The organism is Stenotrophomonas sp. TWI809 (assembly GCF_039673205.1).
Taxonomy (GTDB): domain Bacteria; phylum Pseudomonadota; class Gammaproteobacteria; order Xanthomonadales; family Xanthomonadaceae; genus Stenotrophomonas.
The window spans coordinates 78,371-103,639 of sequence record NZ_JBDJLE010000015.1; the positions used below are offsets into that span (position 1 = coordinate 78,371).

Genomic DNA, 25,269 nt, shown 5'->3' on the forward strand with positions numbered 1-25,269 from the left:
CTTTGACCTCCGGCAGCCAGCCCAACGCCCGTGCGCCCCCGCGCGCTGCGGCAGCCAGCGAGCCGTCCGCATCGCAGCAGATCGATGCGCGCAGCCAGTCGCATCCGCCGCCTGAGCCACGAGGTCGATCCGGCGGTGGTGGACACATGGAAGTGGCGAGGCGTGCCCGTGTGGGAGCACAGCGGCATCCTGTGTACCGGCGAGACCGACAAGGCGGCCGTGACGCTGACCTTCGCCAAGGGCGCGGCGCTGCCCGATCCCAAGGGGCTGTTCAATGCGAGCCTGGAGGGCAACACCCGCCGCGCCATCGATCTGCACGACGGCGAAACGATCCACGCGACCGCGTTCAAGGCCTTGATCCGCGCCGCGATCGCGCGCAAGCGTGCAGCGAAGCCCCCTGCCGCTGCAGCGCGTGCGAAAGCAAGCCAGCGCTCTGCCTGAATCATCACGACCTCCTGCACTGGAACACGCCGCGCGATTCGGCAACGATAAAGGGCTGGGCGAGGCGGCAGCGATGCGGCCGGCCCATTCCCCCACGTTTCCAGGATGTGCCTGTGCTGAGTGTGATCGGCTGTTTGCTTGCGTTGTATCTGGTGTGGCGCGTGATCTGGCCGCTGCGGTTGTCGCGTCCGGTGCGGATCGTACTGGGCCTGCTGGTGGTCGCACTGGCGCTGCACCACCGGATCGTGGCCCAGTTCGCCGGGACCATGGCCTCGCCCGAGATTCCCAAAGCGGTGATCGCGGTGCTTGCGACCGGGTTCACCACGCTGCTGATCAGTGCGGTGTTCGTGCTGGTGCTGGATGCGCTGCTGCTGATCGCGCGCCTGGTCCGGGCGCGGCGCGTGCTGCCGATGCTGCGCGCGGCGTGGCTGCGCCCTGCAGCGGGCACATTGGCGTTGCTGCTCTCCGCCTATGGCATCTGGCAGGGCATGGCGGTCCCCAAGCCGCGGCAGATCGAGGTCGCCATCGAGGGGCTGCCGGCCGCATTCGACGGCTACCGCGTGCTGCAGCTCACCGACATCCACGCCAGCCGCATGCTCACCGGTGCCTGGGTGGAGAAGGTAGTCACCGAGAGCAATGCCCTGCATCCGGATCTGGTGGTGATCACCGGGGATCTGATCGACGGCAGCGTCAGCGCCCGCGCCAACGACTTTGCGCCGCTGGCCAGGCTGCACGCGCCCGATGGCGTCATCGCGATCACCGGCAATCATGAGTACTACGCGCAGTACGCCGAGTGGATGCAGGCCTTCCGCGGGCAGGGCATGCAGGTGCTGGAGAACACCCACACGCAGGTCCAGCGTGACGGTGCGACGTTGACCATCGCCGGTGTCACCGATCCAGTGGCCGCGCGCTACGGTCTGCCCATGCCGGACCTGACGGCCGCACTGGCCGGGGCGGACCCGCAGGCGCCGGTGATCCTGCTCGACCATCGTCCGGTGGAAGCACGCGCGAATGCCGCGAAGGGCGTGGCGCTGCAGCTCTCCGGCCACACCCACGGCGGCCACATCGTCGGCATGGACCAGCTGGTCAAGCGCGCCAATGGCGGCTTTGTGTCCGGGCGCTACGAGGTGGATGGCATGGCGTTGTATGTCAGCAACGGTGCCGGGCTGTGGCCGGGCTTCGCGGCACGTATCGGCGTGCCATCCGAGATCACGCTGATCACGCTGCGGCCGCGCTGATGGTGTGTGGATGCGCCATGCCCGGGGTAGTGCTGCCGGACACCGAGGCCTGGACAGTGCACGATCCAGTAGGCCGCGATTATCCGATCTGGGTGTCGCTGCCGGCCGGCTACGCGCGGGAGACACACCTGCGCTACCCGGTGCTGTATGTCACCGATGCGCTGTACAGCTTTCCGCTCGCGCGCAGCGTGCGCAACATGGTCGGGCAGGGTGGTGCGCATCTGGCGCCCTTCATCCTGATTGGCCTGCCACCGCAGGACGGGTTGAGCTCGCAGCAGAGCCGCTCGCGTGATTACACCCCGACCCGGCCCACCCGCAGTCCCGGGGACGAGTACACCGATGGCATCACCTACGGCGGCGCCGCGCACTACCGGGATTTCCTGGCGCAGCACGTGCTGCCGCAGGTCGAGGCGCGCTACCGGACCGATCCAGCGCAGCGGGCGTTCGCCGGCCATTCCTACGGCGGTCTGTTCGGCGCCTTCGTGTTGCTGACGCGTCCGGCGATGTTCCAGCGCTACATCCTGTCCAGTCCTTCGCTGTGGTTCGATCAGCATGTGATCGAGCGGATCGAGGCGGACTACGCCAGTGCGCATGCGGATCTTGACGCCCGCGTGCTGCTGTCGATCGGCGCGCACGAAACCCCGGCCTCCGATGCGCCGTTCGCCGCCCGCAACGACATGGTCGCGCATACCCAGGCCTTTGCCGACCGCCTGCGCGGGCGCGGGTATCCCGGCCTGCAGCTGGAGACACGCGTGGTGCCGGATGAGGATCACCTGACGGTATATCCGGCGATGCTCACCCGTGCTCTGTTGGCGTTGTTCCCCAATGGGAGCACGTTCCGGACCGTGTGAAATTTCCGCCAGTGGGTGTGCACGCCTCGGTCACCGGGCTGCGCGGAGGCTGGGCGCACGAGCCCTGACCTGCGGAGATGCCATGACCACCCTGACCCTGCCCGAACTGGCCAAGAAGATGGCCGGCATCGATTTCGCGATGCTGCAGACCCACACCGCCAGCGGCGAGATCGCCGGCCGGCCGATGAGCAACAACGGCGACGTCGACTACGATGGCGACAGCTACTTTTTCGCCTTCGACAGCGCCGACATGGTGGCCGAGATCGAGCGCGACCCGAAAGTGGCGCTGTCCTTCACCGGCAGCAAGTCGCTGCTGGGCAAGCCGCCGCTGTTCGTGGCCGTGGAAGGCCATGCCACGCTCAGCCGCGACCGTGCGACCCTGCAGGCGCATTGGGTCCCGGACCTGGAGCGGTGGTTCAAGCAGGGCGTGGATACGCCTGGCATCGTGCTGATCCAGGTCAAGGCGACCCGCATCCACTACTGGTCGGGCGAGGACGACGGCGAGATCCGCCTGTAAGCGATGCCTGCCCCGTCGATCAAGATCGGATGCGCAGGCTGGTCGATTCCCAGCCGTTACGCCGCATTGACCGGCGCGGGCGAGAGCACGCTCGCGCGCTACGCAACGCGGTTCCCGGTGGTGGAGATCAACTCCTCTTTTTATCGGACGCACCAGCAGCGCACGTATGAACGCTGGGCGGCGAGCGTGCCGGCCACGTTCCGGTTCTCGGTGAAGCTGCCCAAGGCCATCTCGCATGAGGCGGCCCTGCGCGGTTGCGGTCCGGCGCTGGACCGCTTCCTTGAGGAAACCGCCGGCCTGGGCCGCACGCTCGGCGGGCTGCTGCTGCAGCTGCCGCCGAGTCATGCCTTCGATGCGCGGGTGGCGGCCGGCTTCTTCGGCATGCTGCGCCGTCGCACCGCTGTGCGCGTGGTCTGCGAGCCGCGCCATGCCAGCTGGTTCACGCCGCAGGCCGACGCGCTGCTGCAGCGGCATGCGATCGGGCGTGTCGGCGCGGACCCTGCGCGGGTTCCCGAGGCTGCCCAGCCGGGCGGTGACGCCAGATGGCGCTACTGGCGATGGCATGGGGCGCCACGCATGTATTACAGCGACTATGACGACGCAGCACTGCGGGATTTGGCCACGACGGTTGCTGCGCGGACAGCAGGTGCGCGCTGGGTAATCTTCGACAACACTGCCCATGGGTTCGCCATCGCCAATGCGGCGCGGCTGCAGGACCTGCTCGGCGCCGCCACCCTCCAGGACCCCGCCCATGCCTGAAGGTCCCTCCATCGTCATCCTGCGTGAGGCCGCCGCCAAGTTCCGCGGCAAGACCGTGCGCCTGGCCACCGGCAACAGTACGTTGGACCTGACCCGCATGGAGGGGCGGCGGGTGGTGGCCCTGCGCAGCTGGGGCAAACACTTCCTGATCGAGTTCCGCGGCTTCAGCCTGCGCGTGCACATGCTGATGTTCGGCAGCTATCGCATCGATGAGCGCAAGCCATCGCCACCGCGGGTGTCGCTGCAGTTCGACAACGGCGAGCTCAACATCTATGCCTCGTCGGTGAAGTACATCGACGGCGCGCTGGAGGACACCTACGACTGGCGCGGGGATGTGATGGACCTGGCCTGGGATCCCAGGCTGGCGCGCAGGAAGCTCAAGCAGCAGCCGGAAACGTTGATCTGCGACGCGCTGCTGGACCAGGAGATCTTTGCCGGCGTCGGCAACATCATCAAGAACGAAGTGCTGTTCCGCACGCGTGTGCATCCCGAATCCACGGTGGGTGCGCTTCCGCCACGCAAGTTGGGCGAGATCATCAAACAGGCGCGGCAGTACAGTTTCGATTTCCTGGACTGGAAGCGGCAGTTCGTATTGCGCCAGCATTGGCTCGTGCATACCAAGCGCACCTGTCCCCACTGCGGCGGGCCGATCAGCAAGACCTACCCGGGCACGACCCGGCGGCGGGCGTTCTTCTGCCCGGTGTGCCAGGTGCGCTACGGCGCCGCGCCTGCCGGGCGCAACGCCGCGCCGAACGCACGCAAGGCCGCCCCGAGGCGTTCAGCCAGGTCCTCGCCCATGGCGTAGGATGGGGGCAACACGCACGTACGCGCGTCCTGCGCGATCGACACCTGATCGCCTTCGCTCCTTTCTCAGAGTCGTTCATGCCGCCCGCGGAATGAAGACTCCCGTGTCCCACGGAGCGCACATGCCGGGCTATACCACCCGCATTCTCACCATCCCGGTCGGCGGGCACGACTTCCGTATCCGCGCGCTCAGCGATCTGCAGCAGTTTTCCGATCCCACCGGACGTGCCCAGCGGGCCGGCATCCACTCTTCGTTGTGGAGCCTGTTCGGTCAGATCTGGCCGGCCGGCCGCGCGCTGGCCGATACCATGAGCCACTTCGACGTGACCGGTAAGCGGATCCTGGAGCTGGGCTGCGGGCTGGGCCTGTCCAGCCTGGTGCTGGCCCATCGCGGCGCGGATGTCGTGGCGACCGACCACCATCCACTGGCCGAATCCTTCCTGGCCTACAACGCCGGCCTCAACGACCTGCCGGCGGTGACCTACCGTGACCTGCCCTGGGAGGTCCCTGACGGTTCGCTGGGGCGCTTCGACCTGATCATCGGCAGCGACATCCTCTACGAACGAGGGCATGCCCATCAGATCGCGGCGATGATGCTACGGCACGCCAAGCCCGATGCCGAGCTGCTGATCACCGATCCCGGCCGCGGCAACGTGGGCTCGTTCTCGCGTGGCATGGCCCTGCAGGGCTTCGATGTGACCGAGGAACTGGGGCTGTTCGAAGATGAAGGCAATGCGCCAGGCAACGGCCGCCTGCTGAGCTATCGGCGGGGTGCGGTGCGGCCGGCGGCCGTGGCCTGAGCACAGGCAGGGCGTGTTGCGACACGACCGCTCTCCTGTGACGCGGCCTGCAGATCGACTGGCGTAGGCTGTCGCCGTCCAGATGCGGCCCAGGCGGCCGGGAGTCCCTCGATGCAATCTCGCCCACTGCCGCGCCGCGAAGGCCTGCGTGTTTCCAGGATGCAGGCTTGAGCACGGCCGCTACCGCGCCCACGGCGCGCCCGCAGACGCGCTCGATGGTCATCGCCGGCCTCTCCACCGTGGTGGAGTGGTACGACTTCACCCTTTACCTGTATCTGGCCACGGTGTTGTCGCGCGTGTTTTTCGGTGGCGGCGAGAATGCGTTGCTGGCCACCTTGGCCGGGTTTGCCGTGTCGTATCTGATGCGTCCCTTGGGGGCACTGGTCTTCGGCCATCTCGGCGACCGTTTCGGGCGGCGCTACATGCTGCTGGCCTCGATGTTGCTGATGACGGTTGCGATGCTGGCCACCGCGCTGCTGCCCACCTTCGAGAGCATTGGCGCGACCGCCGGTGTGCTGCTGTTGCTGCTGCGCTGCCTGATGGCCTTTTCGGTCGGTGGCGAATACACCGGCGTGGTGGCGTATCTGCTGGAAACCGCACCCGTGCGCAGGCGCGGGCTGGTCACCTCACTGGCCTCGGCCGCGAGCGAAGTGGGGGCCCTGCTGGCGGTGGCGTTGTCGGCGCTGACCGTCGCGCTGCTGAGCACCGCGCAGCTGGATGGCTGGGGCTGGCGGATTCCGTTCTTCGTCGGCGCGGCGCTGGCGGGGGCGATCCTGCTGGCGCGCTCGACCATGCACGAATCGCCGGAGTTCGAGCGGCAACAGGCCGACGGCACCGTGCCGACGTCGCCGATCCGCGATAGCTGGCGGCACCACAAGCCCGCGATTGCGCGCACGTTTGCGATCTCCGCACTGGGCTCGATCACCTATTACGTCGGCATCACCTATGTGCCCGCATTCCTCGGTTCCGTGGGGCAGGTGAGTGAATCGGAGGCGTTGTGGCTGTCCACGGTCGCGGCGGTGGCGGTGATCGTGGTGACGCCGCTGGCAGGCGCGTTGTCCGACCGGGTCGGGCGCCGCCCCGTGTTGATCGCGCTGGCTGCGCTGTCGGCGCTGCTGCCGTTGACGATGTTCTCGGTGATGGCCGGCGGCAGCACCGTGGCGATCGGTCTGGCGGCGGTGGTGCTGGCGTGTCTGGCCGGTGGGGTGAGTGCGGTGGCGGCCCCTGCCACGGCCGAGCAGTTCCCCGGCGAAGGGCGGCTCAGCGGGCTGGCCCTGGGCGTCACCATGGCCACGGCGTTCTTTGGCGGTGCTACGCCCTTGCTGGCCGAACTGCTGGTGCGGCATACCGGCTGGTCGTCGGCCCCCGGGGCGATGATCGCGGTGGTCGCGATACTGGTACTGCCGGTGATGTGGACGCTGCGCGAGACGCGGCCCCGGTAGGGCCGGCCGCTGGCCGGCTCCACGCAATGTCGGGTCTTCGAGGAGCCGGCCAGCGGCCGGCACTACCTGTGTACGGTGGGTCGCCACAAAAAAACGGGCCGCCCGAAGGCGACCCGTTCGTTCAACACAGCGATGTCGTCAGGCCTCAGTATTTCCAGCGCAGGCTCAACGCGACAAAACGCGGCTCGCCGTAGTTGTTGTAATCCAGGTTGGCCCAGTAGGTCTTGTCCAGCGCATTGCGCACGCTCAACGTCGCCGTCCAGCTGTCGCTGAGGCGGTAGTTGGCGTTGAACTGCACCAGCGCGTACGCCGGCTGGTTCACCGTGACCGTGCCGCCGAGCGGATAGGGGACGTTGTAGCCCTGCACCTTGCTCTGCCACTGCACGCCGGCACCCACGCTCAGGCGCTCCAGGGCACCGCGCAGCCGCACCTGGGTGTTGAGCTGCAGCAGATCTTCGGCCGGGTTGGCGTACAGCAGATCGGTGGCGGCACGGGTGACCTTGACGTGGGTGAAGCCGGCATTGACCGTCCAGCCCGGCAGGATCTCGCCGTTGACGTCCACTTCCCAGCCGCGTGCCTTGGTCCCGTTGATGCCGATATAGGCAGAACTGCCATCGCTGAGCGAGCGCTCCGGCACGCTCGTGTCGAGCACCGCGTAGTTGTCCTGCTTGGCCTCGAACACCGCGGCGTTGGCGGTCAGGCGACCATCGAACCACTGCGACTTGATGCCCGCTTCCAGATTGGAGCCTTCCACCGGTGCCAGCAGGTTTTCGTTGCGGTCCTTGAAATTCTGCGGGTTGAAGATTTCGGTGTAGCTGGCATACGCCGCCACCTGCGGGGTGATGTCGTACACCAGTCCCACATAAGGCGTGACTTCATCCGTCACTTTGTAAGCGCCGCTGGTGCCGGTGTACGCGCCGGCCGCGTTGTAGGAACGGGAAAGCGTTTCCCAACGGCTCAGGCGCGCACCGGCAATCAAGGCCAGCGGATCGGCCAGGCGCAGGCGGGTGGCCACGTAGACGCCACTCTGCGTGGTCTTGGCGACGCGGCGTGCGCCGGTACGCGCGTAGGTCACCTCGGAGATGTCGCCATCCCACGTGCGGATATCCGGGATGTAGTAGCAGCGCTCGGTCCCGCAACGTGCCCAATCGGTGGGATAGCGCAGCGCGATGGTGTTGGTGGTGCCGTCCAGATCCGCCCACTGCCCCCCCACGGTCAGGTCGTGCTCGCGGCCGAACAAGGAGAACGTGCCGCTCAGGTAGGCATCCACGTTGCGGCGGGTGTCTTCGGAATCGCCGGCGGCGGTGCGTAGGAAGATGCCCGCACCGGTGGCCGGATCCGGGTAGCCGCTGCCGTACACGCGCACGTTCTGCACGTTGCCCTGGGTGTAGGCGGTGTTGATCTTCAGCAGCCAGTTCTCGCCGAAGCGCTGCTCCAGGTTGGCGAAGGCGGTGCTGGTCTCGCGCTGCCAGTAGCTCCACTTCGGCGCGACGTTGGTCGAACGCGGCAGATGGGCGAAGTCGCCCTGGCTGTTGAAGAACGGCACCGTGCCCCAGGTCGAGCCAACCGGATTGTTGTCCTGGGTCTGGTAGCCGACGGTCAGCGTGGTGCTGTCGGTCAGGTCACCTTCCAGCACGGCCATGCCGGCCATCTTGTTCTCGTGGTAGCGGTCGTAATACAGATCGCGGTCGGTGTAGGCGGCAACCACTCGGCTGCGGAAACGGCCGTCAGCGGTCAACGGCGCGGTCACGTCGGCTTCCATGCGCTGGTAGTCCCAGCTGCCGGCGCTGACCGAGAAGGAGGCATCGAACTCCTTGCCCGGGCGCTTGCGCAGCAGGTTGACCGTCGCCGATGGCACGCCTGCGCCGCTCAGCAGGCCGTTGGCGCCGCGGATCACTTCGACCCGATCGTAGAACGCGGTGTCATATTCCTGGTTGGTCGAGCCGCTGTAGGTGGGGATGCCATCGACCTGGAAATCGGTGATGGGAAAACCGCGTGCGTAATACAGCGGGCGCTGGGTGTCGTAGAACGAGACGCTCACGCCGGTGACGTTGCGCATGACGTCGTTGATGCTGAACAGCGATTCGTCCTGCAGGCGCTGAAGGCCGATCGACGTCGCCGACTGCGGGGTTTCCTGCAGGCTGATCGGCAGGCGGGTGGTGCTCGAGGGCGCGGCCCGTGCACCCACCACGCTGACCTTGTCCAACGTCTTGGCATCGGCAGCGCTGCTGGCGTCTGCCAGCGCATCGGCGAAGGCCTGCGGGGCGGTCAGCGAGAGGGCGGAGAGCAGGGCCAGGGCCAGCGGGGCACGGCGGGAGCGGAGCGGGTGGGCGCGGAGCGACATGGGGGTCTCTGGACGGCAGTAGGGAAGGAAGGCAACAGGCAGGCAACGCCGGCGCGCAGGCGCCAGGCACGGTAGGTCCATCCTGGGAAAGCAGGCTGTCGGGCAGCTGCGGGGAGACGGCAGTCCGTTGAGACCGTCCCGTTTCCGTAGCGACACCCCTGCGATGCGCAAATGTAAATCGTTCTCAGTCGCTTTACAATTCTTGAACAATCGGCCGCGTCGGCGTAGAGCGGTCGCGCGGCGGCGCTGGCCCCAAAACGCAACCGGCCACCGCGAGGGTGGCCGGAGGGAAACCGTGGCGGGGGCTCTCAGGCCCTTGCCGGTGCAGGCTTACAGCGCCTGCAGTTCTTCGTTGGCGTTGCGCTTGGCTTCGGCCGGCTTGGCGGCCGGCGGCGGGGTCAGCATCACCGCGGGGCTGGTCTCGACCGGCACCTCCAGGTACGGCAGCTTCAGGGTCTCGCTGGTCAGGCGGCGGATCTCATTGGTCAGCGCCGGGCTGTCGTTGAGCTTGCGGCCATACGACGGGACGATCTGCTTCAGGCGCGCTTCCCAGCCCGCCGCCATCTGCTCCGGGAAGGCTTTCTTGAGCAGGTCCAGCATGATCGGCGGGGAGGTCGAGGCACCCGGCGAGGCGCCGAGCAGGGCGGCCAGGGTGTGGTCCTGGTCGGTCACGATCTCGGTACCGAACTGCAGGATCGAGCCCTTTTCCGGGTCCTTCTTGATGATCTGCACGCGCTGGCCGGCGGTCACCAGTTTCCAGTCCTCGCGCTTGGCGTGGGGAAAATACTTGACCAGTTCGGCCTGGCGGTCGTCATCGTTCAGACGTGCCTGGCCCATCAGGTACTTCACCAGGTCCAGATTCTCCAGGCCCACGCCCATCATGCCGGCCACGTTGTTGTGGTTGACCGAGGAGTACAGGTCGAACCACGAGCCATGCTTGAGGAACTTGGTGCTGTACAGCGCGAACGGCCCGAACAGCACCACCGGCTTGCCATCCAGCTTGCGCGCATCCAGGTGCGGCACCGACATCGGCGGCGAGCCGGTTTCGGCCATGCCGTAGGCCTTCACCGAATGCCGGTTGGCGATCACCGGGTCCTGGAAGGCCAGGAACTGGCCACCGACCGGGAAGCCGGCGTAGTTCTTCGATTCCGGAATGCCCGACAGCTGCAGCAGCTTGAGCGCGGCGCCGCCGGCCCCGATGAACACGAAGCGCGACTTGACCGTGGTCTCGTTGTCGGACTTCAGGTCCTTGACGGTCACGTTCCAGCTCTTGTCATCGTTCTGGCGCAGGGCGCGCACTTCATGGTTGAGGTGCAGCTTGAAGTTCGGGCTGCGTTCCAGGCCCGCGGTCAGCTGGCGGGTGATCACGCCGAAGTTCACGTCGGTGCCCAGCGGCATCCAGGTGGCGGCGACTTTCTGCTTCGGATCGCGGCCTTCCATCAACAGCGGCGCCCACTGCGTGATCTGTGCGGGATCCTCGGAGTACTTCATCCCGTAGAACAGCGGGTTCTTGACCAGCGCCTGCTGACGCTTGTGCAGGTAAGCGATGTTCTCATCCCCCCAGACGAAGCTCATGTGCGGGGTCGGGTTGATGAAATCGCTGGGCTGGCTCAGGCGGCCTTCGCGGATCTGGTGCGACCAGAACTGGCGCGAGATCTCGAACTGCTCGGCGATGCCGACCGCACGCTTGGTCTCGATGCTGCCGTCCGGCAGCTCGGGGGTGTAGTTCAACTCGGCGAACGCGGAATGGCCGGTGCCGGCATTGTTCCAACCGTCCGAGCTTTCCAGCGCAACCCCGTCCAGGCGTTCATAGACCTGGATGTTCCAGTCGGGCTGCAGCTCCTGCAGGAAGGTGGCGAGCGTGATGCTCATGATGCCGCCGCCGACCAGGACGACGTCGACCGGCTTGTCGTTGCCGGCAGCCGGGACCGAACGCTGATGCAGCGGCCAGTACAGGAACAGTGCCGCTGCCAACAGCAACACCACGAACAGGCCGAGGACGACCTTCGCTAGTTTTTTCATGGGGATCTCAGGTAGGGAGACATGGGAAGGATGCCGCCGCTGCCGGGAACGCCCGTGAAGACGGGCGTCACAGCGGTACCTTGGAGGCAATTTTAGCCCTTTCCGGTACGGATTTGGTGCAACGCAGCATCCGGTGGGTGTGCCAGACCGGGTCAGTCGCTGGCCAAGGTGAAGTATTCAACGAGGAAATAGCTGGCTTGATAGACCAGTGCTATCAGGGCCAGGGCCAGATGGGCGCGACGCTGGCGCAGGGCCATGCCCAGCCCGGCAATGGCCAGCATCACCACCGTGTGGACCCAGTAGGCATCGCCGAGCATCTGCCAGCGGCTGTGCCCCTTGATGGCGGTATCGACCAGATCCAGCAGCGTGACCAGCGCCAGCATCCCGAAGAAGCCACCGCGCCGCTGCAGCAGGTAGTTTTCATAGCTGCCGAACTCGCGCACATCGTCCGGAAACAGCAGGACGCAGAGCAGGTACCACGCGGCGCAGTAGGCGATCACGAACAGATACAGCTCGAACGTCCACTGCCGGACCTCGCCCAGGCGGAACTCCCACCACCAGAAGGTCACCACCGAGATCAGCGCCCAGACCACCCAGCACAGGTGGATCCACGACCAGCCGCGGCGCTGGGGGTGCTCGATGATCCCCGCCAGACCCCGCAGCAGGGTGGTGATGCTCAGGCCGAGGATGATGCTGAGCACCACGCGGATGTGCAGGTAGACCGGATCGGTGTCCATCGACGTGCCCGCGGCGGGAATGCGCCGATGCTGCAACGGGGCGGGTCGTCAGGTCGTGTAGGGCTGCATGCGCCCCCGGTACGACAGCCGACCACCGGTCGGCGCTACCGGTCCGGGGCTATCGCTTCTTGCGCACCAGCGTCGCCGAGGCGGCCAGCACCGCCCGGGTCAGCAGCGCCATCGTCTGCACATCGCCCTTCCAGTGCTGCCAGTACAGCGGCACGTCTTCCCACGCGCGCTGCTTCATGTGCACCAGGCGCCCGGCATCCAGGTGGCGTTTGACCAGCGGCAGCGGGTTCATGGTCCAGCCCAGCCCGCCCAGGTTCGCCTGCACGAACGCGCGGGTGGAAGGAATCCACCAGGTCGGTGCGGTCAGCGGCAGGTCGTTGCCCGCCAGGCGCCGGGCGAAGCGGGCCTGCATGTCGTCCTTGCGGTTGAACACCAGCACCGGCGCCTGGGCCAGCGACTGCGCATTGACCCCCTTGGCGAAGTACTGCTCATGGAAGGCCGGGGTGCAGGTGGCGGCGTAGCGGATGCTGCCCAGCGCGTGGATCTGGCAGCCCTGCACCGGCTCGTCCAGGGTGGTCACCGCGCCCAGCACGGCCCCCTGGCGCAGCAGGGCCACGGTGTGGTCCTGGTCTTCCGAGCGCAGGTCCAGGGTGGTGCCGGTCTGCCGCGCGAACTGCAGGGCGGCCTCGGGGAACCAGGTCTCCAGGCTGTCATGGTTCACTGCCACGGGGATGCTGGCGTGCGGCAGGTCCTCATCGGCGATGCCCATGCGGTGCAGCGCATCGTGCTCGAGCAGGGCGGTCTGTTCGGCCAGCTGCACCAGCACCTGGCCCTCGGTGGTGGCGACCGCCGGGGAGGAGCGTTTGACCAGCAGGCGGCCGACCCGGTCCTCCAGCGCCTTGACCCGCTGGGAGACGGCCGAGGCGGTGACATTGAGCGACTGCGCGGCCCGTTCGAAGCTGCCTTCCCGGATCACCGCCGCCAGGGCACGGAGCTGGGCATGGTCGATGCGCATGATCTTAAGTTCCGCTAAAGATGGTTAAGTAAGTTTAGCTCTACTTTTTCATGTTGCGGCGCGACAATACGCGCCATCCGGTGCTGTACGCCTTGGCGAGGCACCGCCCCCCAGCACGACACAGGTGGTATCCCATGTTTTCGATCATTTCCGGCGGCGCCGGGCTGAGCGCGTGGCTCAGTGGTGCCGCAACCGGCATCGGCCTGTTTGCGGTGGTCGGCGCGCAGAGCGCGTTCATCCTGCGCCAGGGCATCCTGCGCAAGCACATCATTCCGGTGGTGGCGACGTGTGCCGCCATCGATGGCATCTTCATCTTCGCCAGCGTGGCCGGCCTGCGCACGCTGACCCAGGCGCTGCCGTGGCTCACCACCGTGGTGCTGTGGGGCGGCGTCGCCTTCCTGGCCTGGTACGCCTGGCAGTCGGCGCGGCGCGCGCTGGCCGGCGGTGGCGGCATGCACGTGGACGAGGGCGACAGCACCTCGCGCCGCGCGGTGCTGATCTCGGCGGTCGGTTTCTCGCTGATCAATCCGCATTTCTGGCTGGACATGATGGTGATCGGCGGTATCGCCGAGAACTTCGGCAATGCGCGCATGGCCTTCGCCGCCGGCGTGTTCACCGCCAGCTGCCTGTGGCTGACCGCCCAGGGCCTGGGGGCACGCCTGCTGGCGCCACTGTTCACCAAGCCCAAGACCTGGCGCATCCTCGACGGCACCATCGCGGTGGTTCTGTCGATCCTGGCGCTCAGCCTCGCGTTCCGCGGCATGCATTGAACTCTCTCCTCGATGCAGGTCCTGGAAATGGCACAGTTCGCGGTGCCATTTTTTTTTGCACCAACAGGAACATCCCTCTGGTTGGCAGCTCGATCTTCCGCCTAGAATCGCGATCCCGGACATGAGGTCCGATGCAGCAGGGGGAAAGGATGAAGCACGTACAAAGGTTGGGATTGCTGGTATTGCTGGCCATTACGGGCCAGGCCGGCGCGGTGGATCTGGAGCGCTACCTGCGCCGGGATGCCTTCACCGATATCAAGATTTCGCCGAACGGCGACTATTACGCGGCCACCGTGCCGATGGAAGATCGTACCGCCCTGGCGATTCTGCGCAGGAACGGGGGCGAGGTGGTGGGCTCGTTCGTGCCGCCCAGGAACAATCACGCCAATCATTTCGACTGGGTCAGCGCAGAACGTGTGCTGATCGGCCTGGCCGAGAAGCAGGGCTCGCTGGACCAGCCGCGCATGACTGGCGAGCTGTATGCCATGAACGCCAACGGCGGGCGCGGCGAGCTGCTGGTCGGCTACCGCGCGCAGGACAACGGCCCGGGTACCCGCATCCAGCAGAAAAAAGTGGAGGCCGTGGCCGCGTTCCTCGCCGATGACCTGCCGGCGGACGAGCGCAACGTGCTGGTCACGATCTGGCCATTCAACGATGACCCGTTCACCCGTGCAGACCGGATGGATGTCACCACCGGCCGTCGCCAGACCGTGGCGCGCTCGCCCGTACGCCGCGCCGATTTCGTCACCGACAACCAGGGCCAGGTGCGTTTCGCCCATGGCGCGGGAACCGACAACGTCAACAAGCTGTACTACCGGGAAGGGTCGGGCACGACCTGGAAGCTCGTCAACGATGAAGCCCTGAACGGGCGGATCGAAACGGCGATCGGGTTCTCCGAAGACGGTCGGCTGGCGTATTTCAACACCGAGATGCCGCAGGGCCCCGACGCCATCGTGTCCTGGGATCCGGTGACCGAAGAGCGCAGGCTCGTGCTGCGTGATCCCGTGGTGGACGTGCACAAATACATCTACCGGCCCGGCACCTCGATCCCGGTGGGCGCGCTGTACCTGGGTGACACGCCACGCACCCGCTTCTTCGACGAACAGGGCCCCGATGCGCGGTTGTATCGCAGCCTGGAAGCGGCGTTCGGGGGCGATGCGGTCTTCGTCACGTCCAGTACCCGCGACGGCCGGCAGCTGATGGTGGAGGCGTGGTCCGGGCGCAACCCGGGCGATTTCTACATCTTCGACAACGTGGCCAAGAAAGCGGACCACGTCATCAGCCGCAGCAACTGGATCGACCCGGCCGCCACCGCAGAGGTACGCCCGGTGGCCCTGAAGGCACGTGACGGGCTGCCGCTGCACGGCTACCTGACCGTGCCCGCCAAGGCCGCTGCCAAGTCGCTTCCGATGGTGGTGATACCGCACGGCGGGCCTTACGGTCCGTTCGATACCGGCGGGTACGACGCGGAAAGCCAGATGCTTGCCGATGCCGGGTACGCTGTCCTGCAGGTCAACTTCCGCGGCTCGGGCAATTACGGGCGCGCCCATCGGTCCGCGGGTGCCCGCCAGTGGGGCGGCACCATGCAGGACGATCTGACCGATGCAACCCGCTGGGCAATCCGGGAGGGCATTGCCGACGCCTCGCGGATCTGCATCTATGGCGCCAGCTATGGCGGTTATGCGGCGATGATGGGGGCGGCGAAGGAGCCGGCGCTGTACCGGTGCGCCGCCGGGTATGTAGGTGTCTACGACCTGCCGATCATGTTCACCAGTGGCGATATCCAGCGCCGCGGCTCGGGCGAGACCTACCTCAAGGAATGGATCGGCGAGCGCGCCCAGTTGGCGGCGGTATCGCCGGTGAACCTGGCCGACCGCATCAAGGTGCCGGTGTTCCTTGCCGCCGGTGGCGAAGACGAGCGCGCCCCGATCCAGCACACCAGGCGGATGGAAGCGGCGCTGAGAAAGGCCGGCGTGCCCGTGGAGGCGTTGTACTACCCGACCGAAGGCCACGGTTTCTACACCGATCCGCACCGCCGCGAGTACTACACCAAGCTGCTGGCGTTCCTGTCCAACAGCCTGGGCGGGGAGACTGCTTCGGCGTCCGCGCAGCCTTGATCGCTTCATTCGGCGGAAAAACAACGACGGCACCGTGAGGTGCCGTCGTTGTTTGTGAGGGGGGTGCTGGGCACGACAGAATGCAAGTTGTTGCATGGTCCCCGGCGCGACCCCGCGGGATGCTGGGCAGCTCTCCCCTTCGGTGTTCTCCAGCATGTGGCGCAACCTCTCCTCGCCGTCCCGCCTACGGTCTTTCCCGTGCCTTTCAGCGCCTTTGCTGCTTGTGCTGTTCTCCAGTCCCTCCCGTGCGGCAGACATCGATGACGGTCTGCAATTGACGGTGGAGCAGGCGCTCAAGATCGCAGTGCTCAGCGGCGAGGTGGACGAGAGGACGATCCGGTTGCACAAATTGATGCGCGGGGGCGAGCCCGCGGCGCCATTGAGCAAGCCCGACACTGCGGTACTTCATGACACCGTCCAGTTGCTGACAATGGGCAAGCTGGTGACCGAAAATGTTGTCGCATTGGCGTACGGCAACCGGCTTGAGGGCACAGCGGCGGGTCGTCTACTGGCGGCATCGCCAGCATGGGGATTTGCCGGCGACGGCGCTCGTTGCCTGGCACAGGACGTCCGGCGCGAGCCTGTTGATGGCGCACTTCTCGACCCCGCATCCACCGATAGGGTGGGCTATCGCGTCCAGTACGTTTGCATCGCACCACATATGCACAAGAGTCGTGCGCTGGCACAGCTGATGACGGCTGCCGTGCAGGGACAGGCCGCACCGTCGGTAGATGCACTGGAGCAGTCGATGTTGGCCGGCGAGCGCCGCGACGAGGCTCGGCCCTGGTCGATGGGCGGCAGCCTCCACTTGTCCAGCGATGCACACGGCCGTAACTGGACGAGCAGCGGTGCCATTGTGGGCGAACAACTGCTGGCGGAAACAGAGGTGCCGCCCACTGTGTGGATGCCGGCGCCGGTGTCGCAGGCTGAATCGGTGCGCGTGGCGGTGCAGGAACTGATGCAGCGCATGCAGGTTGCCGGAGAAGCGTCGGCAGACCTGCAGGATGCGATCGCCGCGCACCTCCTGCTGCGCTTTCCGGAAGTGTTGTGGGGTGCCGTGCGCGAGGACGTCACCTCGTTCGCGCGCGCAGCTGCCCGCCGCGCAGCGACGGCGGAATGCCGGGTGCAGGAGGTGCAGCAGGGGGAAGACCAGTATGAAGCGCACACCGTTCGCCTGGCGCAGGCTGACTTGGAATGCACGTTGCCCGCGCTCGAGTGGACGCTTGCACCTCTCGACGCCCATGATCGTGATGCGACCGCCTTGGCGGCACGCTATCGCCAGTTCCTTCAGCGCGCGACGGAAACGATCGCCACGTCACCTGCTCATGCGGCCGCAACCGCAGTGGATTTTCAGCAGGTGTCCGGACCGAATGGCGACGCATGGCACGCCGAGTCAGGTGCTTTGCCCAAGCTACTGCTGGAGGGCATCCTGCCCGCACCGTTGGTGAAAGAACTCGGCGGCCTGGCCCTGAACGCAGATGCGCTCCATCCGGATATGCGTTTCGAGCATCTTGACGGGCGCAATCTGGACGAGTTTGGACGCGTGCTTGTGCGCCGCTTCCTGCAGGAACTGCGCGCGGCCAACACGCGGAATGAGGTGACGCTGCCCGAGCGCTGATTGCCGCGGTTCGGCTACTTCACCCCGTGCATCATCTTCTTCAGCAGCGGCGAACAGGCCAGGGCCACCGCCGCGCACCCCAGGCCGATCCACATCAGCAGCCAGAACAGGTGTTCGTAGCTGGCGGCGGCGCTGGCGATGTTCATGGTTTCGCCTTCCGGTACCTCGATCGCGGCGAGCTTGCCGAACAGCGCGGCCAGCGTTTCCGAAAACGCGGTGGCCAGGAACCACGTGCCCATCATCAGGCTGACCACCCGCGGCGCGGCCAGCTGAGTAACGGCGGACAGACCGACCGGTGACAGGCACATTTCGCCGATCTCCAGGATCAGGTAGGCCAGTACCAGCCACCACACGCTGGCCATCTGCCCGGTCGCGCCCACCTGCTGCGCCGCCAATGCCAGCGGCACGAACGACAGTGCGGCGAAGATCAGCCCGATCGAGGATTTGACCGGCTTGGACGGGTCCATGCGGCGACGGTCCAGCCACGCCCACAGCATGGCGAACAGCGGCGCGAGCACCACCAGGAACAGGCCGCCCAGGTAAGTCAGCGAGCCGGCGGTCTGCGGAATCACCAGGCAGTCGCGGATCAGCATGACCAGCATCGCCGCGACGATCACGATGAACAATGTGCGTGGCGCGGACGAGCCCGGGCGGCGCTCGGACAGACGCGCGGCCACCACGAAGCCCAGCGGCGCCAGCAGCAGCGAGGCGATCGACCACGGCAGCGGGGTGCCACCCTGGATCACCAGCGACGGTACCAGGTCCTTGGTGAGCAGGCGGTCGGTGAAGGTCACCCAGGAGCCATAGGTCTGCTCGTACAGGGTGAAGAACACCAGCGCCATGAAGATCAGCGCCATCAGCGCGATCATCTGCTGGCGCTGCACCGGCGTGCAGCGGGTGCCGGTGAACCAGGCGAACCAGACCAGCACGCCACCGAGCACCACGATCATCAACATCAGCGCCAAGCTGAGTTCACCACCGAGCGCGAACGCACCATTGGCGGCGGCCCACATCAGCGCGGCCACCGGAATCACGCCCAGCACGGCCACGGCATAGATCAGCCATTCGCGGCGGATGCCGAGCACGCGTTGGCGCAGCGCGGGCAGATCGGACGGTTCGGCGTGGCCCTGCAGATACTTCTGGCCCCACAGGAACATGCCCAGTCCGATCACCATGCCGATGCCGGCCGCACCGAAGCCGTACTTCCAGCCATAGGCTTCGCCGAGGAAGCCGCACACCAGCGAGGCGAACAGCGCGCCCAGGTTGATGCCGGCGTAGAACAGCGAAAAGCCCGAGTCGCGGCGCGGATCGTTTTCCGGGTACAGCTTGCCGACGATGGTGGAGATGTTCGGCTTGAGGAAGCCCACGCCCATGATGATCAGGGCCAGCGACAGGTAGGTGATGCCCAGGGCCGCGTCATCGCGCACGATCGCGCCATCGACGCGGACCGCTGCATGACCTTCGAAGGCCATGCCCAGATGCCCGAGCACCAGCAGCACGCCGCCGAACACCACCGCCTTGCGCATGCCCAGCCAGCGGTCGGCGAGCAGGCCGCCGAAGACCGGGATGCAGTAGACCAGGCCACCGTACGCGCCGAGCAGATCCAGGCCGGCCTTGTCGCCGAACAGGTGGTACTTGGTGAGATACAGCAGCAGCAGCGCCTTCATCCCGTAGAACGAGAACCGCTCCCACATCTCGGTGAAGAAGCAGATGTAGACGCCCTTGGGATGGCCGAGGAAGTCGTCGGTGGGGGTGGAGGTTGCGGCGGCGGGCAGGGCGGCTGCGGTCATCGAGGGATCGGGCAGGGCGGACAAGGGGGCGAGTATAGGCCCGGGGCGAAGGGTCAGCCGTGCCGTGTCTGGCCGCTCCGCCGTCGTGGTATCGGCCGCGCCGCTGTCGTAGTGCCGGCCGCTACGCTCTAGTAGTGCCGGCCGCTGGCCGGCAGCCTCACCATCCCGGCATCGCGCGCTTACAGATAGCGAAGCCAGGCCAGATCCCGCCGCCGCGCCTTGAACCGCGCGAACGCCCGCGTGGGCCAGTACAGCGCCAGTGCCAGCACCACGGTGATCACCCACAGGCTCGCCACGTGGTCCACGGCGACATACGCGCCGTGGGTGTGCCCCCAGCGTGCTTCGGCCAGCACGTACAGCAGCTTCAGCACGTACAGGTGCAGCAGGTAGAAGAACATCGGTGCTGCGCCGATGTCGGCCAGTGGCGCCAGCGCCCGTGCCACGCGCGGCTGCTCGTACAGGCGCAGCAACAGCAGGCCGATGCCCAGGGTCAGCAGCAGGAACAGGAGCGAGGGCGGGTACTTGGTGACGTTGAAGACGCTCATCAGCGTGCTGCCCAGTGTGGCGAAGGACTGCCACGGGCTGTCGCCGTAGCGGTTCACCGCCCGCAGGATGACGAACGCCAGCAGCGCACCGGCACCGGCCAGCCACAGGCGACGCTGGCGCAGGAGGGCATCGCCGCCGCGTGCGAACCACGGGCCGATCACCCAGCCCAGTGCAATCACGCCGATCCACGGCAGCACCGGATACGAGGTCCGCAGGCGCAGCCCGTCGGTCACGGTGATCCAGTCGCGCTGGTGCAGCACCTTCCACAGCACGGCCAGCACCCCGTCGCCCTGCACGCGGACGCCATCGAGCAGGTTGTGCCCGGCGATCACGGCCAGCGCCAGCACCGCCAGTGCGCCGCGTGGCAGCCACAACAGCCCGGCCAGCGCGATCATGCTGATGCCGATCGCCCAGATCACCTGCAGGTACATCACGCTGGGCGGGAACTGCAGCGTCCACGCGAAGTTGACCACCAGCAGCTCCAGCACCACCAGGAACAGGCCGCGCTTGAGCAGGAAAGCCGACGCGGCCCGGCGCCCATCCGGCTTGCCACTGGCGTACAACCAGGCCGACAGGCCGGTCAGCAGCACGAACACCGGGGCACACAGATGCGCCAGCAGCCGGCTGACGAACAGCGCCGGCTCGACCTGGTCCACCACCATGGGGTCGCCGACCTGCTGGTGCATGTAGAAGGTTTCGCGCACGTGGTCGAGCAGCATCAGCACAATGACGGTGCCGCGCAGCTGGTCGATGGAGGTCAGGCGGGAGGTGGGGGAATGCGTCACAGCAGCGCCGGTTGCTCGGTGCGATAGGATATAACATAACTAAAGTGGGTGGGCCCGGCCTTGGACGTTGCCGAGTCCGGCGTGTCGCAGCGGCGGCGGCCCGCGTAGGTCAACAGGGGCCTCGATCAGGTGGTGCGGGGTTGCCGGCCGGCGGCCGGCACTACTGGACTTGCCCGTACATGAACGCTAGCGTGGCAGGGATTTTTTGCCAGCAGGGGCTTCCATGAACAACGACGCTGCGCCACGCCAGCTCACTTTCCGCGCGGTGGTGCTTGCCATCGTGCTGGCGGTGATTCTGTCGGCCGCCAACGCCTACCTCGGTCTGTTCGCAGGCCTGACCATCGCCACCGCGATTCCCGCGGCCGTCATCTCCATGGGCGTGCTGCGCCTGCTCGGCGGTGGCACCATCCTTGAAAACAACATCGTCCAGACCGGTGCTTCGGCCGGCTCGTCGATCGCCGCCGGCGTCATCTTCACCATCCCCGCGCTGGTGATCATGGGCTACTGGCCGGACTTCAAGTACTGGTGGGTGCTGGGCATCGCCGGTCTGGGTGGCCTGCTGGGCGTGCTGTTCTCGGTGCCGCTGCGCCGTTCGATGATCGTCGAAGATCCGCTGCCGTTCCCGGAAGGCAAGGCGGCCGCCGAAGTGCTCAAGGCCGGTGAAAACCCCGGCCCGGGCCTGAAGATCCTGGCTGTGTCGGCGGTGATCGGCGCCTTCGTGAAGCTGGCCGCCGAAAGCGGCCTGCGCCTGATTCCGGATGCCTGGGCCACCTCGGCCTACGTGGGCAGCTCGAAGATCACCGCCTTCATCGGCACCAACCTGTCCCCGGCGCTGCTGGGTGTGGGCTACATCGTCGGCCTGAATGTCGGCATCGTGGTGGTGTCCGGCTCGATCCTGACCTGGCATATCGCCATTCCGCTGTACCAGTCGTTCTTCATGAACACCGATCCGGCCCTGGCCGCCTCGATCGCCACGGCCAGCTCCACCGAGGCGGCGTTCGCCATCTGGGGCGCGAAGATGCGTTACCTGGGCGTGGGCGCGATGCTGATCGGTGGCGTGTGGACCCTGATCTCGCTGCGCAAGTCGCTGCTCAATGGCGTCAAGAGTGGCTTTGCCGCGGCCCGCAAGAGCGGTGGCCCGGCGCTGGCGCACACCGAGCGCGACCTGCCGATGAAGTGGATGCTGGTGGCCCTGGTGGTGTTCACCCTGCCGCTGTTGGCGCTGTACCAGGCCATCGTGGGCCAGTGGCACGTCTCGATCCCGATGACGCTCATCATGATCGTGGCCGGCTTCCTGTTCGTCTCGGTCTCGGCCTACCTGGCCGGCCTGATCGGCTCCTCCAACAACCCGGTCTCGGGCATCACCATCTCCACCATCCTGTTCGCCTCGGCGGTGCTGGTGCTGCTGCTCGGCAAGGACGGCCTGACCCCGGTCGGCGTGGGCGGCGCCCCGCTGGGTGCGGTGGCCGCGATCATGATCGGTGCGGTGGTGTGCTGTGCGGCCGCGGTCGGTGGCGACAACCTGCAGGATCTCAAGGCCGGTTACATCATCGGTGCCACCCCGTGGAAGCAGCAGCTGATGCTGGGCATCGGCGCGTTCTCGTGCGCGCTGATCATGGCGCCGGTACTGAACCTGCTGGCCACCGCCTACGGCATCGGCGTGAAGTCCGAGCTGCATCCCAACGCGCTGGCCGCACCGCAGGCGAACCTGATGGCCTCGGTGGCCAAGGGCCTGTTCGGCGGCGAGCTGCCGTGGACCTTCATCGGCATCGGTGCCGTGGTCGGCGCGGCGATCATCGCCTTTGACAGCTGGCTGAAGTCGCGCAACGCCCGTTTCCGCGTGCCAGTGCTGGCCGCGGCGATCGGTATCTACCTGCCGCTGGAGCTGATGGTGCCGATCTTCCTGGGCGGCCTGATCGCCTACCTGGTGGAGCGTTTCCACAAGATCCGCGGCGACGATGAAGAAGGCCGCGACCGCGTGCACAAGCCGGGCGTGCTGTTCGCCGCCGGCCTGATCACCGGTGAAGCCCTGATGGGTATCGCGATCGCAGTACCGATCGTCATCAGCAGCCGCGCCGACGTGCTGGCGCTGCCGTTCCACCTGCCGGGCGCGCAGTGGATCGGTCTGGCCGTACTGTTCCTGGTCGGCTGGTTGATCTATCGCACCGGCAAACGCGCGGTGGGTTCGGTCTAACCAGCGACCCCGGTGTGCGTCACGACAAACCCCGCTCCGGCGGGGTTTGTCGTTTCTGGAGCGCCCAGGGCACGGCATGACCGATGGCCTTTGCATGGGCCACCCCTCGGCCCTACCATCGGCGTTTTGCCGTTCCGCGGAGACCCCGATGAAACTTCGTTACGCCCTGCTGCCGTTGTGCCTGCTGACCGCGATGCCCTCGCTGGCGGCCACGCGTGGCCTGGATGTGCGCGACATGATCGCGCTGGATCGGGTCTCCAGCCCGCTGCTCACCGCCGATGGCGGCAACGTGATCTTCGCCAAGCGCGTGGTCGGTACCGACAGCAAGGCCAGCACCGGCCTGTACATCCGCAACCTGCGCACGCGTGACCTGGCCCCGCCCAAGCCGCTGACTCCGGCCGGTTGGAACGTCAATTCCGCAGCGCTGTCGGCCGATGGCCAGACGGTGTACTTCCTGAGCGCCAGGAACGGCAGCCAGCAGCTCTACGCGCAGCCGACCACCGGCGGCACGCCGCGCCAGCTGACCGACTTCCCCGTCGATGTGGACAGCTTCCACGTCTCCCCGCAGGGCGACCGCGTGGCCTTCAGCAGCGGCGTGTTCCAGGACTGCGGTTCGGACCTGGCGTGCACCAGCAAGAAGCTGGACGCGCACAAGGCGCGCAAGAACACCGGTGAGGTGTTCGATAACCTGTTCGTGCGCCATTGGGATACCTGGGCCGATGGCCGCCGCAATACGCTGTTCGTGGCGCCGCTGCCGGCAGGCAAGGCCGCCGCGGTGAAGGGTGCTTCGGCGATCAGCGCGACGCTGGCCGGCGATGCGCCGTCCAAGCCGTTCGGCGGCAATGACGACTTCACCTGGTCGCCGGATGGCAAGAGCGTGGTCGCCGCGATCCGCGTGGCCGGCAAGCAGGAGCCGTGGTCGACCAATTTCGATCTGTACCGTCTGGATGCCGAGGGCAAGCAGGCCCCGGTCAACCTGACCGCGGCTAACCCGGCCTGGGATGCCGGCCCGGTGTTCAGCGCCGACGGCAAGACCCTGTACTACCGCGCCATGAAGCGCCCGGGCTTCGAAGCGGACCGCTTCGGCCTGATGGCCATGGACGTGGCCACCGGCAAGACCCGCGAGATCGCACCCAAGTGGGATCGTTCGGCCGGCGAGATCGTGCTGTCCGGTGACGGCACGCTGATCTACACCAGCGCCGACGACATGGGCGAGCACCGCCTGTTCGGCGTCGATATCGCCACCGGCACCGCTGAAGTGGTGGCCGACGGCGGCAGCATCGGCTCGCCGGTGATCGCCGGCACCACGCTGGCGTATACGAAGAACAGTCTGAAGAGCGGTGATCAGATCATCGTGGCCGCCTTCGATGGTGCCAACCCGCGCGAGATCACCCCGAGCGCCGGTGAGATGCTGCCCGACGTCGCCTTCGGCGATTACGAGCAGTTCCAGTTCAAGGGCTGGAACAACGAGACCGTGCACGGTTACGTGGTCAAGCCGTACAACTACCAGGAAGGCAAGAGTTACCCGGTCGCGTTCCTGATCCACGGTGGCCCGCAGGGCAGCTTCGGCAACGGCTGGAGCTACCGCTGGAATCCGCAGACCTACGCCGGCCAGGGCTACGCGGTAGTCATGATCGACTTCCACGGCTCCACCGGCTACGGCCAGGCCTTCACCGATGCGATCAGCCAGCACTGGGGCGACCGCCCGCTGGAAGACCTGCAGAAGGGCTGGGCCGCGGCACAGAAGCAGTACCCGTTCCTCAACGGTGACAAGGCGTGTGCCCTGGGCGCCAGCTACGGCGGCTTCATGGTCAACTGGATCGCCGGCAACTGGAACGAGCCGTGGAAGTGCCTGGTCAATCATGACGGCGTGTTCGACCAGCGCATGATGGGCTACGCCACCGAAGAGCTGTGGTTCACCGAGTGGGAGCAGGGTGGCACGCCATACGAGAAGGCGGCCAACTATGAGAAGTTCAACCCGGTCAACCATGTGGCCGACTGGAAGAAGCCGATCCTGATCGTGCACGGCCAGCTCGACTACCGCATTCCGGTGGAGCAGGGCCTGGCCGCGTTCACCGCTGCGCAGCGCCAGGGTATCGAATCCAAGTTCCTGTACTTCCCGGATGAGAACCACTGGGTGCTCAAGCCGCAGAACAGCGTGCAGTGGCACGACACTGTCAACGGCTGGTTGAAGCAGCACATCGGCGAATAAGCCGGTTTGAAGCGCCGCCCCCAGGGGCGGCGCTTCTTCATGGCACCGGGTCTCGTTGGCCGTGGTATCACCGGTGATCGGCCGCGGTGTAACCGGCTAACGTCGGCGGTGTAACCGATCATCGTCGGCGGTATAACCGGTCATCGTCGGCGGTATAACCGGTCATCGTCGGCGGTGTAACCGGTAGAGCCGACCGGGGTGTGGGGGGAGGGAAAAAAAAAACCCCCACACTAAAGGCGAAAACAGATATGGTTAGAG

The 25,269-nt window shown here is 66.6% G+C and carries 19 protein-coding genes; 13 read left to right on the forward strand and 6 right to left on the reverse strand.

Annotated features, from left to right (window positions below):
- Positions 1-84 precede the first annotated feature (84 nt).
- From ABE472_RS12600 to ABE472_RS12635, 8 genes are all read left to right on the forward strand, one after another.
- On the forward strand, positions 85-441 hold the full coding sequence (locus tag ABE472_RS12600; RefSeq protein WP_346466327.1) for a DUF1801 domain-containing protein: 357 nt from the start codon (positions 85-87) through the stop codon (positions 439-441).
- 113 nt (positions 442-554) lie between these two features.
- The gene (locus ABE472_RS12605) at positions 555-1,679 is read left to right on the forward strand and encodes a metallophosphoesterase (RefSeq protein ID WP_346466328.1); all 1,125 of its coding nucleotides are present in this window, start codon (positions 555-557) and stop codon (positions 1,677-1,679) included.
- A gap of 17 nt (positions 1,680-1,696) precedes the next feature.
- Entirely contained in the window at positions 1,697-2,530 is an 834-nt protein-coding gene (locus tag ABE472_RS12610; protein ID WP_346466329.1) for an alpha/beta hydrolase-fold protein, read from the forward strand.
- An 82-nt stretch (positions 2,531-2,612) separates the two neighbouring features.
- Positions 2,613-3,047 carry a pyridoxamine 5'-phosphate oxidase family protein gene (locus ABE472_RS12615; RefSeq protein ID WP_313212045.1) on the forward strand — a complete coding sequence of 145 codons (435 nt, stop codon included), beginning with the start codon at positions 2,613-2,615 and terminating at the stop codon, positions 3,045-3,047.
- 3 nt (positions 3,048-3,050) lie between these two features.
- A complete protein-coding gene (locus ABE472_RS12620; RefSeq protein ID WP_346466330.1) occupies positions 3,051-3,806 on the forward strand; it encodes a DUF72 domain-containing protein in 756 nt (251 codons plus the stop codon).
- Complete coding sequence (locus ABE472_RS12625) at positions 3,799-4,611, forward strand: DNA-formamidopyrimidine glycosylase family protein (RefSeq protein ID WP_313217562.1); 813 nt, start codon at positions 3,799-3,801, stop codon at positions 4,609-4,611. The genes ABE472_RS12620 and ABE472_RS12625 overlap by 8 nt, the downstream gene beginning before the upstream one ends.
- A 121-nt stretch (positions 4,612-4,732) precedes the next feature.
- Complete coding sequence (locus tag ABE472_RS12630) at positions 4,733-5,410, forward strand: methyltransferase domain-containing protein (protein ID WP_121043308.1); 678 nt, start codon at positions 4,733-4,735, stop codon at positions 5,408-5,410.
- A 215-nt stretch (positions 5,411-5,625) separates the two neighbouring features.
- Complete coding sequence (locus ABE472_RS12635; protein WP_346466339.1) at positions 5,626-6,852, forward strand: MFS transporter; 1,227 nt, start codon at positions 5,626-5,628, stop codon at positions 6,850-6,852.
- 145 nt (positions 6,853-6,997) lie between these two features.
- On the opposite strand, the gene ABE472_RS12640 is transcribed toward ABE472_RS12635, so the two are convergent.
- From ABE472_RS12640 to ABE472_RS12655, 4 genes are all read right to left on the reverse strand, one after another.
- On the reverse strand, positions 6,998-9,196 hold the full coding sequence (locus tag ABE472_RS12640; RefSeq protein WP_346466331.1) for a TonB-dependent siderophore receptor: 2,199 nt from the start codon (positions 9,194-9,196) through the stop codon (positions 6,998-7,000).
- Between the two features lie 330 nt (positions 9,197-9,526).
- Entirely contained in the window at positions 9,527-11,218 is a 1,692-nt protein-coding gene (gene mqo, locus ABE472_RS12645) for a malate dehydrogenase (quinone) (RefSeq protein WP_346466332.1), read from the reverse strand.
- A gap of 152 nt (positions 11,219-11,370) precedes the next feature.
- On the reverse strand, positions 11,371-11,955 hold the full coding sequence (locus tag ABE472_RS12650; RefSeq protein ID WP_313212039.1) for a hypothetical protein: 585 nt from the start codon (positions 11,953-11,955) through the stop codon (positions 11,371-11,373).
- A gap of 118 nt (positions 11,956-12,073) precedes the next feature.
- The gene (locus tag ABE472_RS12655) at positions 12,074-12,979 is read right to left on the reverse strand and encodes a LysR family transcriptional regulator ArgP (protein WP_046272993.1); all 906 of its coding nucleotides are present in this window, start codon (positions 12,977-12,979) and stop codon (positions 12,074-12,076) included.
- Positions 12,980-13,113: 134 nt separating this feature from the next.
- Between ABE472_RS12655 and ABE472_RS12660 the strand changes: the two genes are divergently transcribed.
- From ABE472_RS12660 to ABE472_RS12670, 3 genes are all read left to right on the forward strand, one after another.
- Positions 13,114-13,749, forward strand: coding sequence for a LysE family transporter (locus tag ABE472_RS12660; protein ID WP_346466333.1), 636 nt, complete (start codon positions 13,114-13,116; stop codon positions 13,747-13,749).
- Positions 13,750-13,898: 149 nt separating this feature from the next.
- On the forward strand, positions 13,899-15,866 hold the full coding sequence (locus ABE472_RS12665; protein ID WP_346466334.1) for a S9 family peptidase: 1,968 nt from the start codon (positions 13,899-13,901) through the stop codon (positions 15,864-15,866).
- 214 nt (positions 15,867-16,080) lie between these two features.
- On the forward strand, positions 16,081-17,484 hold the full coding sequence (locus ABE472_RS12670; RefSeq protein WP_346466335.1) for a hypothetical protein: 1,404 nt from the start codon (positions 16,081-16,083) through the stop codon (positions 17,482-17,484).
- 14 nt (positions 17,485-17,498) lie between these two features.
- Here ABE472_RS12670 and ABE472_RS12675 read toward each other — a convergent pair whose 3' ends face one another.
- Complete coding sequence (locus ABE472_RS12675; RefSeq protein ID WP_346466340.1) at positions 17,499-19,274, reverse strand: oligopeptide:H+ symporter; 1,776 nt, start codon at positions 19,272-19,274, stop codon at positions 17,499-17,501.
- A gap of 179 nt (positions 19,275-19,453) precedes the next feature.
- Positions 19,454-20,605: a heparan-alpha-glucosaminide N-acetyltransferase domain-containing protein gene (locus ABE472_RS12680; RefSeq protein WP_346463931.1), complete on the reverse strand. Its 1,152-nt coding sequence runs from the start codon at positions 20,603-20,605 to the stop codon at positions 19,454-19,456.
- 223 nt (positions 20,606-20,828) lie between these two features.
- Here ABE472_RS12680 and ABE472_RS12685 point away from each other — a divergent pair, with 223 nt between their 5' ends.
- Both ABE472_RS12685 and ABE472_RS12690 read left to right on the forward strand, forming a co-directional pair.
- Entirely contained in the window at positions 20,829-22,799 is a 1,971-nt protein-coding gene (locus ABE472_RS12685; protein ID WP_346466337.1) for an oligopeptide transporter, OPT family, read from the forward strand.
- A 148-nt stretch (positions 22,800-22,947) separates the two neighbouring features.
- Positions 22,948-25,011 (forward strand): S9 family peptidase, encoded by a 2,064-nt coding sequence (locus tag ABE472_RS12690; protein WP_346466338.1) that lies wholly within the window; start codon positions 22,948-22,950, stop codon positions 25,009-25,011.
- The last annotated feature ends 258 nt before the right edge of the window (positions 25,012-25,269 follow it).